This is a genomic window from Micromonospora sp. DT48, assembly GCF_049844495.1.
In the GTDB taxonomy this organism is placed as follows: Bacteria; Actinomycetota; Actinomycetes; order Mycobacteriales; family Micromonosporaceae; genus Micromonospora.
The window spans coordinates 173,514-187,215 of sequence record NZ_JBNCLE010000006.1; the positions used below are offsets into that span (position 1 = coordinate 173,514).

The 13,702-nt window shown below is 70.6% G+C and carries 12 protein-coding genes and 1 riboswitch; of the genes, 4 read left to right on the top strand and 8 right to left on the bottom strand.

Annotated features, from left to right (window positions below; translation table 11 throughout):
- Nucleotide 1 precedes the first annotated feature (1 nt).
- Genes paaC through paaA form a run of 3 tightly spaced genes read right to left on the bottom strand, consistent with a single transcriptional unit; the run spans nucleotide 2 to nucleotide 2,063 of the window.
- Entirely contained in the window at nucleotides 2-727 is a 726-nt protein-coding gene (gene paaC, locus ACLQ2S_RS06755) for a 1,2-phenylacetyl-CoA epoxidase subunit PaaC (RefSeq protein ID WP_425701339.1), read from the bottom strand.
- On the bottom strand, nucleotides 724-1,011 hold the full coding sequence (paaB, locus tag ACLQ2S_RS06760) for a 1,2-phenylacetyl-CoA epoxidase subunit PaaB (protein ID WP_204001799.1): 288 nt from the start codon (nucleotides 1,009-1,011) through the stop codon (nucleotides 724-726). Before paaB ends, paaC begins: the two co-directional genes overlap by 4 nt.
- Complete coding sequence (gene paaA / locus ACLQ2S_RS06765; protein WP_425701340.1) at nucleotides 1,008-2,063, bottom strand: 1,2-phenylacetyl-CoA epoxidase subunit PaaA; 1,056 nt, start codon at nucleotides 2,061-2,063, stop codon at nucleotides 1,008-1,010. Before paaA ends, paaB begins: the two co-directional genes overlap by 4 nt.
- Nucleotides 2,064-2,419: 356 nt before the next feature.
- Here paaA and ACLQ2S_RS06770 point away from each other — a divergent pair, with 356 nt between their 5' ends.
- Together ACLQ2S_RS06770 and ACLQ2S_RS06775 are read left to right on the top strand one after the other, a co-directional pair.
- Entirely contained in the window at nucleotides 2,420-3,397 is a 978-nt protein-coding gene (locus ACLQ2S_RS06770; RefSeq protein ID WP_155217328.1) for a hypothetical protein, read from the top strand.
- Nucleotides 3,397-4,335: a serine hydrolase gene (locus tag ACLQ2S_RS06775; protein WP_425701341.1), complete on the top strand. Its 939-nt coding sequence runs from the start codon at nucleotides 3,397-3,399 to the stop codon at nucleotides 4,333-4,335. Before ACLQ2S_RS06770 ends, ACLQ2S_RS06775 begins: the two co-directional genes overlap by 1 nt.
- 71 nt (nucleotides 4,336-4,406) lie before the next feature.
- Here ACLQ2S_RS06775 and ACLQ2S_RS06780 read toward each other — a convergent pair whose 3' ends face one another.
- A complete protein-coding gene (locus ACLQ2S_RS06780; protein WP_155217325.1) occupies nucleotides 4,407-5,258 on the bottom strand; it encodes a menaquinone biosynthetic enzyme MqnA/MqnD family protein in 852 nt (283 codons plus the stop codon).
- Between the two features lie 233 nt (nucleotides 5,259-5,491).
- Here ACLQ2S_RS06780 and ACLQ2S_RS06785 point away from each other — a divergent pair, with 233 nt between their 5' ends.
- Complete coding sequence (locus ACLQ2S_RS06785; protein ID WP_155217322.1) at nucleotides 5,492-7,564, top strand: HelD family protein; 2,073 nt, start codon at nucleotides 5,492-5,494, stop codon at nucleotides 7,562-7,564.
- 156 nt (nucleotides 7,565-7,720) lie between these two features.
- On the top strand, nucleotides 7,721-8,485 hold the full coding sequence (locus ACLQ2S_RS06790) for a VOC family protein (protein ID WP_309223125.1): 765 nt from the start codon (nucleotides 7,721-7,723) through the stop codon (nucleotides 8,483-8,485).
- Nucleotides 8,486-8,505: 20 nt separating this feature from the next.
- Here ACLQ2S_RS06790 and ACLQ2S_RS06795 read toward each other — a convergent pair whose 3' ends face one another.
- The 4 genes from ACLQ2S_RS06795 to ACLQ2S_RS06810 form a co-directional block, all read right to left on the bottom strand.
- Complete coding sequence (locus ACLQ2S_RS06795; RefSeq protein ID WP_155217318.1) at nucleotides 8,506-9,336, bottom strand: ABC transporter ATP-binding protein; 831 nt, start codon at nucleotides 9,334-9,336, stop codon at nucleotides 8,506-8,508.
- Complete coding sequence (locus ACLQ2S_RS06800; protein ID WP_155217316.1) at nucleotides 9,333-10,433, bottom strand: FecCD family ABC transporter permease; 1,101 nt, start codon at nucleotides 10,431-10,433, stop codon at nucleotides 9,333-9,335. The genes ACLQ2S_RS06795 and ACLQ2S_RS06800 overlap by 4 nt, the downstream gene beginning before the upstream one ends.
- A 33-nt stretch (nucleotides 10,434-10,466) precedes the next feature.
- Nucleotides 10,467-11,399 (bottom strand): ABC transporter substrate-binding protein, encoded by a 933-nt coding sequence (locus ACLQ2S_RS06805; RefSeq protein WP_155217314.1) that lies wholly within the window; start codon nucleotides 11,397-11,399, stop codon nucleotides 10,467-10,469.
- Between the two features lie 112 nt (nucleotides 11,400-11,511).
- Nucleotides 11,512-11,572: riboswitch (cobalamin riboswitch) on the bottom strand.
- 92 nt (nucleotides 11,573-11,664) lie between these two features.
- On the bottom strand, nucleotides 11,665-13,551 hold the full coding sequence (locus ACLQ2S_RS06810; RefSeq protein WP_155217312.1) for a M14 family zinc carboxypeptidase: 1,887 nt from the start codon (nucleotides 13,549-13,551) through the stop codon (nucleotides 11,665-11,667).
- Between the last annotated feature and the right edge of the window lie 151 nt (nucleotides 13,552-13,702).

Consider the following 13,702-nt stretch of genomic DNA (forward strand, 5'->3'; position numbering starts at 1 on the left):
GTCACCAGCGGGCCCCGGGATGGGCGCGGTGCAACACCTGCATCTCCGCGAGCAGGTACGACAGGTGCTCGGTGTGCACCCCGTCCCGCCCGCCGGTCGGCGACCAGCCAGCCTCGGGCACGGTGAGGGTCGCCTCGGTGAGCACAGTGGTCACCGTCTCGTCGAAGGCGGCGCGCAGGGTGGCGGGGTCGACCGGCGCGTCCGGCCAGGCCGCGAAAAGCTCGTCGGCGTACGGCCAGATCTGGTCGATGCCGGCCTGCATCCGCCGATGTGACTCCTCGGTCCCGTCGCCGAGCCGCCGCACCCACAGCGAGGCGTGGTCCAGGTGGTACTCGGACTCCTTGCGGGCCTTGCCACCGATGGCGGCCAGCCGCTCGTCCGAGCTGTCGGCCAGGGCGGTGTAGAGCGGCACCTGGTACGCCGCCAGGACGAGCAGCTTCGCCATGGTCACCGCGAAGTCGCCGTTCGGCAGCTCGACCAGCAGACAGTTGCGGAACTCCCGGTCGTCGCGCAGGTAGGCCAACGCGTCCTCGTCCCGACCGGCGCCCTCCAGTTCGCCCGCGTACGACAGCAGGAGGCGGGCGGCACCGAGCTGGTCCAGGGCGATGTTGGCCAGCGCGATGTCCTCCTCCATCTCGGGAGCCCGGGTGGTCCACTCGGCCAGCCGCTGCGCCGCGATGAGCGCGTCGTCGCCGAGGGCGAGGGTGAAGGCGAAGGAACCTTTCACAGGTGGGCCGCCCCTTCTGGGACCTCGTAGAAGGTGGGGTGGCGGTAGACCTTGTCGGCGGCCGGGTCGAAGAAGGCGTCCTTCTCGTCGGGGCTGGAGGCGGTGATGGCGCTCGCCGGCACCACCCAGATCGACACGCCTTCCTGGCGGCGGGTGTACAGGTCACGGGCGTTGCGCAGGGCCAGTTCCGCGTCGGGGGCGTGCAGGCTGCCGACGTGGGTGTGCGCCAACCCGCGCCGAGCCCGGACGAAGACCTCCCACAACGGGGTGTGTTGCTGGCTCACGCTGCCACCTTCTCCTTCTCCGTGCGCTTGGCCGCGTACGCGGCAGCCGCCTCGCGCACCCAGGCGCCCTCGCGGTGTGCGCGCCGCCGGTGTTCCATCCGCTGCCGGTTGCACGGCCCGTTGCCCTTGATCACCCGCATCAGCTCGTCGTAGTCGGGCTGGGTGAAGTCGTACGACTGGCGCTCTTCGTTCCAGCGCAGGTCAGGGTCGGGCAGGGTCAGCCCGAGCACCTCGGCCTGGCCGACACACATGTCCACGAAACGCTGGCGCAGCTCGTCGTTGGAGAAGCGCTTGATCTTCCAGGCCATCGACTGGGCGGAGTGGGTGGAGTCGCCGTCGGGCGGACCGAACATGGCCAGGGACGGATACCACCAGCGGTTCACCGAGTCCTGGGCCATCTCCTTCTGCGCCGGGGTGCCGTGCGCCAGGGTGTGCAGGATCTCGTAGCCCTGACGCTGGTGGAAGGACTCCTCCTTGCAGACACGGATCATGGCGCGGGCGTACGGGCCGTAGGAGCAGCGGCACAACGGCACCTGGTTGACGATCGCCGCGCCGTCTACCAACCAGCCGATCGCACCGACGTCGGCCCAGCTCAGGGTGGGGTAGTTGAAGATCGAGCTGTACTTCTGCCGACCGCTGAGCAGCAGGTCGACCAGCTCGTCCCGGCTGATGCCGAGGGTCTCGGCGGCGGCGTAGAGGTAGAGGCCGTGGCCGGCCTCGTCCTGCACCTTGGCCAGCAGGATCGCCTTGCGTTTGAGCGACGGGGCGCGGGAGATCCAGTTGCCCTCCGGCTGCATGCCGATGATCTCGGAGTGGGCGTGCTGGGCGATCTGCCGGATCAACGTCCGCCGGTACGCCTCCGGCATCCAGTCGCGGGGCTCGACCTTCTGGTCGGCGTCGACGATCCCGGCGAAGTAGGCGGCCAGGTCCGCGCCCGGCTCGGCGGCGGCACGGCCGCGTTCGGCAGCCGCGCGCAGCGCCGCCTCTGCGGCCTCGACCTCACCGAGCAGGCCGCCGGGCGGGTCCTCACCCGAGAAGTCATTGCCATACATGCCACCAGTGTTACAGCTGGGCGCTGAAGACACCAGAGGGTGTCATACAAATCCCGGACTCCCACCGCTACCCATCGGTCACCCAAAGTCGCCACGGCGACTATGAGTTAGGTCACGAACTACCGACAAATCCTCGCAAGCACCACAAATCGGTTCGTTATCCCGCCTTCACCGCGAGTCGCTCGGTGTCGGGTCCTGGCATCCCGCCGATCCGCACGTAGACTTCCTCCGTCACACCGATCGGCTGAAGACGATCGCCAGCTCAGGGCCACTTTCCCCCGGCCCGGCGGTCCACACCGGTCAGTCCTGGCAACCAGCCGGTCCCCCCGGCCTCGACATCTGGAGCTCACCCGCTCATGCGATCTCGCGTGACCATGGTGCTAGCCGTAACGGCGGTGCTGCTCGGCGGCGTCATGCTGGTGCCGGCCGCGTACGCCCGGCTCTCCGCCGGTGGGACGGACGGTGGCCAGGAGAGCGTCGCCGCGCCCACGCCCACCCCACCGCCGCCACCGACCCTGGCCGCCGGCAAGGTCTCGGTGGACTTCAAGGGCGAGTTCTTCTCGTGGGCGCTGATGGACCGGGAGACCGGCGAGATCTCCGGCTCGAAGAACATGGCCAAGACCAGCTCGACCGAGTCGATGCTCAAGGTCTGGATCGTCGCGGACTACCTGCGGCGGCTCGGCGACAAGGAGCCTCCGGCGGCGATGAAGAAGGACGCCAGCCGGGCCATCCGGGACAGCGACGACGACGCGACAAACCGGATCTACAGCGCCATCGGTGGCTCCTACCGGGCATCTGCCGACGGGCAGCCCGGCCCGGTGATCAAGCGCGCGATCAAGATCTGCGGCCTCACCGACACCGGGCGTGGCGAGGTCAGGGGCTACGAGGGCTGGTGGAGTTTCACCCAGATGTCCCCGCGCGACGCCGTACGCCTCGGTGACTGCGTCGCCGACGGCACCGCCGCCGGGCCCAAGTGGACCAAGTGGCTGCTCAGCGAGATGAGCAAGGTTCGCGGCAGCACCGCCGCCAAGGACCAGAAGGCCCGCTCGGGCGGCGGGCGGTGGGGCATCATCGACGGCCTGCCGGAGTCGATCACCAGCCAGGGCCCGATCAGCATCAAGAACGGCTGGACCCCCCTCAACTACGACGGCAACTGGCACGTCAACTGCCTGGCCGTGACCGAGAAGTGGAGCCTCGCGGTAATGCTGCGTTACCCCCAGCGGAGCGGGCTCGACTACGGGTCCGACGTCTGCGCCAGCGTCGCCAGCCAGTTGGTGACACCGCAGCCTGGCGGCGCCCTCAAGGTGCCGCAGCAGCCGATCGGGAAGCTCTGATGTCCGGCCGCAACCGCACCGATCGCCAGGGCGAGACCTCGCCGCTGCGTCTGATCGCGATCGCTGCGGTGCTGATCGGGCTGGTCCTGGTCTCGCTACGCCTCATGCCCGGTTCGCCCTTCGAGTCCACCGCCGCCGCCCAGTGGGGTCGGGGTGAGTCACCGGAGGCCCGCAGCGGCACCGCGACCGACCGCAGTGTTCGACCGTCGCCGTCGCCCAGCCCGTCACCGGAGCCTGAGCCGCTGCCCTTCGAGGCGAAGGAGATCGACCTGGACATCGACGGCTGGTACGCGTGGAGCGTGCTGGACCGCCGGACCGGCGAGATCATCGGCTCGGACAACATGGACGAGACCAGCACCACCGCGTCGTTGATCAAGTCGTGGATCGTCGCCGACTATCTGCGTCGTACGGCGAACGCCGGGCAGACCCCGAGCGACGCGAAGTTGAGCGACCTGACCCGGATCATCCGGGACAGCGACAACACCCGCACCGAGCAGCTCTACACGCAGATCGGCAGGTCCGCCTCGATCAAGCGGCTCCTGTCCACCTGCGAGCTGACCGACAGCAAGGTGTCCAAGGACCTCGGCTGGAGCCGTACCGAGCTGTCCCCGCGGGACACCGCCCGCCTCGGTGAATGTATCGCCGACGGCACCGCTGCCGGCCCGAAGTGGACCAAGTGGCTGCTCAACGAGATGCGTCAGGTACGCGGTGCCGGTGACTTCGGCATCCGCAAGGCGTTCCCGGCCGCCGAGGCGAAGAAGATCGCTATCAAGAACGGCTGGGTCGACCGCACCCGGGAGCAGGAGATCCACGTCAACTGCCTGGCGATCGGCGACACCTGGACGATGGGTGTGATGCTCCAGTACCCGATCAACAAGGGCTACGAGTACGGCATGGACAACTGCCAGAAGATCACCGAGGCCCTTCTCGCCACGTGACGAGCCGCGCCCGCCGCGCAGCGGGCGAGGCCCCGCCGCACAGCGGATGAGATCCGCCCCGCAGCGGCGCCTCAGCGGGTGAAGAAGGCGGGACCGTTCGGCGGCAGTGCCGGGGTCTCGCCGAGGGCGGCGGTGCGGCGGGCGAACTCACGGATGCCGGCGACCTGTCGCTCACCGAGGGAGAAGTCCAGAGCCCGGAAGTACTCGGCGAGCGTGGTGGCGTCGAAGGGCTCCCACCGGGCGGCCGACTCGGCGACCTGATCCAGCTCCGCCAGGCACAGGTCGCGCGAGCGCAGGAAGCCGTCGTGGACCTCCTTGACCAGGCCGGGATGGGCGGCGGCGAAGTCGCGACGGGCCGCCCAGACGGCGAAGACCATCGGCAGACCGGTCCACTCCCGCCACGCCTGACCCAGGTCGGTCACGGTCAGCCCCTGCCGGGGTGCCTCGTACATCGCCCGCAGTGCCACGTCACCGATCAGCACTGCGGCGTCGGCCTCCAGCAGCATCTGGGTCAGGTCCGGCGGGCACCGGAAGTACTCCGGGCGGACGCCGTACCGCTCGCGCAGCAGCAGCTGGGCGAGAAGGACGCCGGTCCGTGAGGTGGAGCCCAGCGCCACCCGGGCACCGTCGAGATCAGCCAGCGGCCGGGTGCTCACCAGGTTGACCGACAGCACCGGCCCGTCGCTGCCGACCGCCAGATCGGGCAGGAGCAGCAGGTCGTCGGCGTGCCGCAGGTACTCGACGAAAGTGATCGGCCCGATGTCCAGGTCACCGGCGACGAGTTGGGCGCTGAGCCGGTCCGGTGAGTCCTTGCGCAGGTCGACGTCGAGCAGCGCGCCGGAACGCATCAGCCCCCAGTAGATGGGCAGGCAGTTGAGGAACTGGATGTGCCCGACGCGGGGGCGGGCGAGGCGCTCGACCATGCCCCGACCGTATCCCCACCGCCCGTGACCTGCTCAGCGGGACGCCGTCGAAGTGGCCAACCCCGCACCGCCGACGGCCAGCGGGAAAATCGGTTGTCCACGGCACGCCCTCCAGTAGGCTGTTCGTCCCCGCCTGACGGCCGCGGTGAGTAGCACCGCAGCGGACGTCCCGCGCCGACCCACGAGTCGGAAACGCGAGCGGCAGCCTTCTTCCCGTGCCGAGGAGTACATGGATGAGCCTGCACGCCCGAGAGATCTCCCCGCCGAACGCGTTGGCGGATGAACTGGCCGCCGAACGCGCGCACCTGACCCGGTCACGCGCGGCACTGCACCGGATGCGCGAACGCGCCGAAGCCCTCTTCGCCACCGGCGACAAGGTGGCCGGGGACGCGTACACCGCCGAACAGCTCGGCCGGCACCTGGCCCGGCGGGTCGCCGAACTCGCCGACGACCCGCGTACCCCGCTCTTCTTCGGCCGGCTCGACTTCGACGACGTGGACGCCGATCACGCCGGCCGCCGCTACCACGTGGGTCGCCGGCACGTCACCGACGAACAGGGCGAGCCGTTGGTGCTGGACTGGCGCGCGCCGGTCTCCCGCGCGTTCTACCGGGCCAGCGCCCGAGATCCACAGGGCTTGGCGGTACGGCGCCGGTTCGGCTTCGGCGACGGGCAGCTGACCAGCTTCGAGGACGAGCACCTGAACCGGGGCGAGGAACTCGGCCGGGCCAGCCGGATCCTCACCGCCGAGATCGAACGTCCCCGGGTCGGGCCGATGCGCGACATCGTCGCCACCATCCAGCCCGAGCAGGACGAACTCGTCCGGGCCGACCTGGCCGACTCGATCTGTGTGCAGGGCGCGCCAGGCACCGGGAAGACCGCCGTCGGGCTGCACCGCGCGGCATACCTGCTCTACCTGCACCGGGAGCGGTTGCGGCGGTCGAAGGTGCTGGTCGTGGGGCCGAACCGGGCGTTCCTCGGCTACATCGCGGCGGTGCTTCCCGCGCTGGGTGAGGTCGAGGTGGAGCAGGCCACCGTGGAGGACCTGGTCGACCGGGTGCCGGTGCGGGCGGTCGACCCGCCGGAGGTGGCCACCCTCAAACACGACGCGCGGATGGCCGAGGTGCTGCGCCGGGCTGTCGACGCGTACATCGGAGAGCCGACCGAACCGGTGCTCGTCTCCGACGGCTCGTTCCGCTGGCGGATCGGGTTGGAGCCGCTGCACCGGCTGGTCCACGACACCCGCGCGGAGCGGCTGCCGTACGCGGTCGGGCGGGACCGGGTCCGGGCCCGGGTGGTCGGGTTGCTGCAACGACAGGCCGAGGCGCGGCGGGCGGAGTCACCGAGCGACGCGTGGCTGCGCCGGATGGGCAAGTCGAAGCCGGTCACCGAGTTGCTGGACGCGGTCTGGCCGGCGCTCACCCCGGACGGTCTGCTGCACGCGCTGTACACCGACGCCGATCGGCTCGCCCGAGCCGCCGACGGCCTGCTCACCGACAACGAACAGCGGCTGCTCACCGGCGGGGCCGGGCGCGCCGCCGGTGGCACCAGGTTGGGCCGGACGGCGAAGGCGACCCGGTGGACGGCCGCCGACGCGGTGCTCATCGACGAGGCGGCCGGGCTGCTCGAACGGTCGGCGGGCTACGGGCACGTGGTGGTCGACGAGGCTCAGGATCTGTCCCCGATGCAGTGCCGGGTCATCGCCCGGCGCAGCGAGCACGGCTCGCTCACCCTCCTCGGCGACCTGGCGCAGGCCACCGCGCCGTGGGCGGCCACCGACTGGCGGGAGAGCCTGCGCCACCTGGGCAAGCCGGAGGCTTCCGTGGTGCCGTTGACCATCGGTTTCCGGGTGCCCGCCGTCGTGCTCGCCTTCGCCAACCGGTTGCTTCCGGCACTGGCCGTCGACGTGCCACCGGCCGAGTCGCTGCGCGGGGACGGCACGCTCGACGTGCGTACCGTGAGCGATCTCGCCGATGCGACGGTGGCCGAGGTGCGGGCGGCGCTCACGCACGAGGGGTCGATTGCCGTGATCGCCGCCGACGATGCCGTGGACGCGCTGCGGGCGGCGCTGACCGGGGCGGGGATCGAGACCGCGACCGCCGACGAGCCGGCGGCCGAGGCGCGCGTCACGGTGATGCCCGCGACGCTGGTGAAGGGCCTGGAGTACGACCACGTCATCACGGTCGAGCCGGCCGCCATCGTCGCCGCCGAACCGCGCGGCCTGCACCGGCTCTACGTGGTGCTCACCCGGGCGGTGTCCCGGCTGTCCGTGCTGCACACCGCGCCGCTGCCCGAGCCGCTGGGCTGACGCCGCACACCCCGCTACGGTCGCCGGTTCAGTTGACGTTCCGCCCGTTTCCGCCCCGGGCGGCGGCGGACCGGTGCCACCATGCCCGAAGGGAGCGGCCGGTGGCCGCCGAGGCGAGCAGGGTGGCCAGGCGGCTGCCGGACGAGAGGGGTGGCCGTGGTCAGCATCGCGCCGGGTACGCCCTGCTGGGCCGACCTGGCGACGCCGGGACTGGACGCGGCCCGCCGGTTCTACCCGGAACTGTTCGGCTGGACCGGCCGGGTCGACCCGGAGCCGGAGGCGGGCGGGTACACGGTCTTCCTGCTCGGCGGCCGGGCGGTGGCCGGGGTGGGTCCACCGGCGGTGCCGGACCAGGTGCCGATCTGGTCGACGTACGTCGCCACCGACGACGCCGACCTGGTCGCCGGTCGGGTGGAGCGGGCCGGTGGGCAGGTCGTGGTGCCGCCGTTCGACGTCTTCGACCGGGGCCGGATGGCGGTCTTCACCGACCCGGCCGGGGCCGCGTTCAGTGTCTGGCAGCCGATGACCTTCGCCGGTGCCGAGGTGTTCGACACTCCCGGGGCGATGAGCTGGACCGAGCTGGTCACCCCCGACCCGGACGGGGCGAGGGTCTTCTACGAGCTGGTCTTCGGCTGGCAGCCGGAGGAGGAGCCGATGGGGCAGGCCGCCTACACCGGATGGCGGCTCGGCGACCGTCTGGTGGCGGGCATGATGCCGCCGCTGGGTGACGATTTCCCGGCCGACTCCCCGGCCTACTGGACGCTGTACTTCTCCGTCGCCGACGCGGACGCCACCGCGGCCCGTGCCGCCGAACTGGGCGGCACGATCCTGGTCCCGCCACGGGACGTACCCGCCGGTCGTCTCACCGCCCTCCGCGACCCCGACGGCGCCCTCTTCTCCCTCATCGCCCTGGCCTCCTGACCCACCTTCACGCTCCTGGTTCAGGACGAGTCGCGGCCCAGGTCGGGTGCCCCGACCGCGCCGTCGCGGGTGGGGCGGGTGGGTAGGACCAGGGGACCGTGCGGGCCGGGGATGACGCGGACGCTGGCGCGGTAGTGGCGGGACAGCAGGTCCTCGGTGAGGACTTCGGCAGGGGTGCCGGCGGCGACGATCCGGCCGTCCGCCAGCAGCACCATGCGGTCGGCGTACTCACCGGCGATGGAGAGGTCGTGCATGGTGGCCACCACCGTCAGGTTGTGCGTGCGACGCAGCTGGTCGACCAGTTCGAGGACCTCCTGCTGGTGGCCGATGTCGAGGGCGCTGGTGGGCTCGTCGAGCAGCAGCAGGGTGGCGCCCTGGGCCAGCGCCCGCGCCAGGAAGACCCGCTGCCGCTCGCCACCGGAGAGGGTGGCCAGCTCGCGGTCGTGGAAACCGGCGAGATCCAGCCGGTCGAGCACCTCGTGCACCACGGCGAGGTCGGCAGCGGACTCCCGGCCCAGCGGCGCGATGTACGGGGTACGCCCGAGCAGCACGTAGTCCAGCACCGCCATGCCGGGCGGTACGACAGGTGCCTGAGCGACCGTGGCCACCACCCGGGCCCGTTCCCGGCGCCGCAGCTCACCGATCGGCGTACCGAACAGCCGGACGGCGTCCGGCGTGGGCAGCAGGCCACCGACGGCGCGCAGCAGCGTGGACTTGCCCGCGCCGTTGGGACCGATCACCGTGACCCACTCACCGGCGCTGACGGTCAGGTCGACGCCGGTGAGGATCGGTGCACCGTCCAGGCTGATCCGCAGGTCACGGAGGTCGACGGCGGGGACGGACGGCGTCATGTCAGCACCCGCCGGGCCGAGCGCAGCACCACCACGAAGAACGGGCCGCCGAGCAGCGCGGTGACCACCCCGATCGGGATCTCCTCGGGCGCGGCGGCGGTCCGCGCCACCACGTCGGTCAAGGCCAGGAAAGCCCCTCCGAACAGCAGCGACAGTGGCAGGATCACCCGGTAGCTCGCCCCGGCCAGCATCCGTACGGTGTGCGGCACGATGATGCCGACGAAGCCGATCAGGCCGGAGGCGGAGACCGCGGCGGCGGTGCCGAGCGAGGCGGCGGCGATCAGCAGGTACCGGGACCGCTGCGGGTGCAGGCCGAGGCTGGCCGCCTCGTCGTCGCCGACCGAGAGCACGTCCAGCTCCCGGCCGTGCAGCAGGGTGATCAGGCTGGTCAGCGCGAAGTACGGCAGGACCAGCAGGACGTCCTGCCAGCCGGCGGTGGCCAGCCGCCCGAGCAGCCACGAGTACACCTGCTGGAGGCTCTCCGCGTGCTGTTGCAGCAGGTACGTCTGACCGGCGCTGAGGAACGCGGAGACGGCCACCCCGGCCAGGATCAGGGCGGCCGGGGAGCGGCTGCGCCCACCGGCCGAGCCGAGCAGGTAGGTCATCGCCACCGCACCGAGGGAGCCGACGAAGGCGGCCAGCGGAACGGTGACCGGCAATCCGCTCAACGCGCCACCAGCCCCGACCCCCAGGGTCAGCACCACGGTGACCGCCAGCCCGGCCCCGGCCGCCACGCCGAGCAGGTACGGGTCGGCCAGCGGGTTGCGGAACACCCCCTGGTAGGTGCCGCCGGCCAACGCGAGCAGCCCGCCGACCAGCAGGCCGAGCACCACCCGGGGCAGCCGTAGCTCGGTGACGATGGCGATCTCCCGCTCGGTGAGCCCGCTGTCCAGGTGTACCCCGGGCAGCAGGTTCAGCAGCTCGATCGCGACACTGCCGGGCGGCAGGCTGACCGGGCCGAGCGACACCCCGACCACCAGCGTGACGAGCACGGCGAGCACACCTGCGGCGAGCCAGCGCTTGCGCAGGCCCGCCGGTCGGGGCGGGGTGAGAGCCCCGACCGGCGCGTCGCCGTGGCGCTTCAGCGAGAGGGCCATGGCGGGGAACCCGTCACCGCCCGGCGTTCATCGTCACTGGGACACCTTGGCGATGGCGTCGACGATCGTCCGCAGCAGGTCCACCACGCGCGGCCCCCAGCGGGAGGCGATGTCGTCGTCGAGTTCCACGATCTGGTTCTGCCGCACCGCGGTCAGCGCCGACCAGCCACTGCGTGCCTTGACCGTCGCCGCGTTCTGTGCGCAGCACTTCACGTCGGACAGGAAGATGAAGTCCGGATCGGCGTCGACGATCACTTCCTGGGACAGCTGCGGGTATCCGCCGTTCTTGCCGTCGGCGTCGGCCGGGTCGGCGATGTTCTCCAACCCGGCGAGGCTGTAGATCGAGCCGATGAAGGTCTTGCTGGTCGCGGTGTACAGCTCCGGGCCCAACTCGTGGAAGTAGGTGAGCGGCTGGGCCCGCTGCGGCACCTCGGAGACGAGCTTCGCGATGTCGTCCTTCATCCGCTGGACCACGTCGGCCGCCTCGGTGGCGTTGCCGGTGAGAATCCCCAGCTCGGTCATCTGCCGGTAGGACTCGTCGAGCGTCTGCACCGCCGGGGTCTGGTAGACCGGGATCTTGAGCGTGGTGAGCTGGTCGACGATCTTGTTGCGGTCGTCGCTGAGCACCACCAGGTCCGGGTCCTTCGCGGCGATGGCCTCGGCGTTCGGCTGGTAACCGGAGAGATCCGACTTCGGCGCGTCGGCGGGGTAGTTGGACTGGTCGTCGACGGCGACGACCTGCGGACCGGCACCGACGGCGAAGAGCATCTCGGTGGCGCTCGGCGACAGCGAGATGATCTTCTGGGGCCGCTCCTCCAGCGTCACGGAGCCGACCGTGACGGGGAACGAGGTGTCCGAGCCGCCGCCGGTTGCGGGAGCGTCGGTGGTCTTCTCGGCGCAGGCGCCGAGCGTGAGCGCGGCCACCGCCAGAGCGGCGGCGAAGACCTTGGGGGTACGTCTGAACATCGGTCCTCCTGTCGGTCGAGGATGTGCTGCTTCGCCGACAGAGAGCCGAGGTGGCACCCGTCCGCGAGGCGCCCTTCCTCGAGAGCGCGGTTCGCGACCACGCCCCAGGCGACCTGGCTCATCCCCGGTAACGGGGCATCACAGTTGCGGGACAGCGCCGGTGTCTCACCGGCTTCGCTGGAACGGGTCGGTTAGACCGTAGCGCACGGTGCGACGGGGCCCTGCGGGGGACACCGCAGGGCCCCGTCAGACCTCAGCGGGTGTTTCAGGAGGCGGTGATGGTGATGTTGTCCACCGCCGCCTCGACGAGGCTGGCCGTGGAGACGTCCGCGGCCTCTACCAGGATCCGGATGGACTGGCCGGCGTACGGCGTGAGGCTGAGGTTCGACACCGTCCAGGAACCGTTGCGGTTGCTGGCCGCGCCGGTCTGGTTGAGCAGCGTTGTGGTGCCGCCGTTGTGCACCACGCTGACCCGGAAGTAGTCCGCCGAGGACGAGTTCGAGCCATGGGCCAGATACCACGCCAGGGACAGCGTCAACGTTCCGCTGGACGGCAGGGTGATGGCCGGGGATCGGGCGCTGGTCACGCCGCCGTCGACGTCGTAGTCGCCCGCACCGCTACCGGCGAGCCGGCCGGTGACCAGGTCGTTGCTGCCCGCGTACGGGGTGAGTTGCTTGGCACCGCTGGAGTTGGTGGCCTGTGCGGCACCCCGTTCCCACTGACCCGACGTCGCGGTGTCGGTGCCGTTGGGGTTGGTCGTCCAGCCGGTCGAGGTCTCGAAGGTGTCCGACCAGACCGTGGTGCCCCCACCGCCGCTACCGCAGTACTGTGCCTGCTTGCCGATGGCCCGGTACGGGCAGTCGGCGTACTCGGAGAGGATCAGCACCGCCTCACGGTTGCGCGAGGTCTGCTGCGGGATGACCTCGTCGGGCGGGTAGAAGCCGCCGCCGGAGGCCGAGCGCGGGTACAGCTCGAAGGTGTACGCCCAGATGCCGTGGTTCGCCCACATCCAGTCGATGCTGCTGCCGTCGGTGATGTACAGGTCACTGGACTGCTGCGGGGTGAAGCCGTTGGTCGCCGCCATCTGCCGGCCGATGGTGGCGAAGGTGTTGTACTGGTCGGCGGTCATGCCCGGAGCGGTGTTGTTGTACGTGTAGCCGTACGGCCAGAGCACCAGCTCGGAGTAGGTGTGGAAGTCGATGTTCGCCTTGATCTGCTGCACCCCACCGACGACCCGGCTGTTGACGAAGTTGCGCAGCGCCTGCGTCTCGGGAGCGGAGAAGGCCGACGGCCCCCGGTAGGTCTCCGAGGAGGTGGAGCCGGACGAGCCGCCGCAGCAACCCCAGTTGTAGCCCCAGTTCCGGTTCAGGTCGGTGCCGACGTACGACGATCCGCTGTTGGGTTGACGGTTCTTGCGCCACGACCGGTAGGAGCCGGTGGCGATGTCGTACTCGCTGCCGTCCGGGTTCACCGACGGCACGATCCAGATCTCCCGGTTGTTGACCAGGTTGGTGATCCGGGAGTCGGAGCCGTAGTTGTCGGTGAAGAGGTTCATGAGGTAGAGCGCCATCTCGACGGTCAGGTGCTCGCGGGCGTGCTGTTGGGCGTTGAACAGGATCTCCGGCTCGTTCTCGTCGGTGGCGACGTTGTCGGAGATCTTCACCGCGACCAGGTCACGGCCCTCGTACGAGGTGCCGATGCTGATCTTCCGTGCGATCGTCGGGTGATCGGCCACCACCTTGTTGACCGCCGCGATCATCTCCGGATAGTCGTGGAAGTTCGAGTCGGCCGCCGGGAAGCCGAGTGCGCCGACGTCCCCCTCGGCGTGGCTGTGGCCCCGGTCGTTCGGAACCTCGGGGATCTCCTCCAGTCGGAACCCGAGCCTGGTGATCGCGGCGGCTTCGGCCCGGGTGGCCGAGACGTGCAGCACCCCGTGCTCGGAGTAGTCGATGGCGGCACCGGTACGGGCGACCGCGCTGCGGTCGGCGAGGGTCTTGGGGCCGAGCACCCGATAGGACGCCGCCGCCGGTTGTTCGTCCCGGTTGGGCACCGGATCGGCGGACACCGGTGGCGCGGCGATGGTCAGCAGGCCGAACCCGGCGGCGACGACGAGCGCCAGGGAACGGCGGACAGAGATGGAACGGAAGGCCATGGACAACCTCCTGGAGGCGCGGTAAACCCGCACGGTGGCGGACAGCCCACCACCAGTCACATGGTCATATCAACATTGATCGTTGTTTGGCCCATCCCAGCCGGATCCTCATGTCGGCGACATGCATCGCCGACATGCCACGAAACCGGGT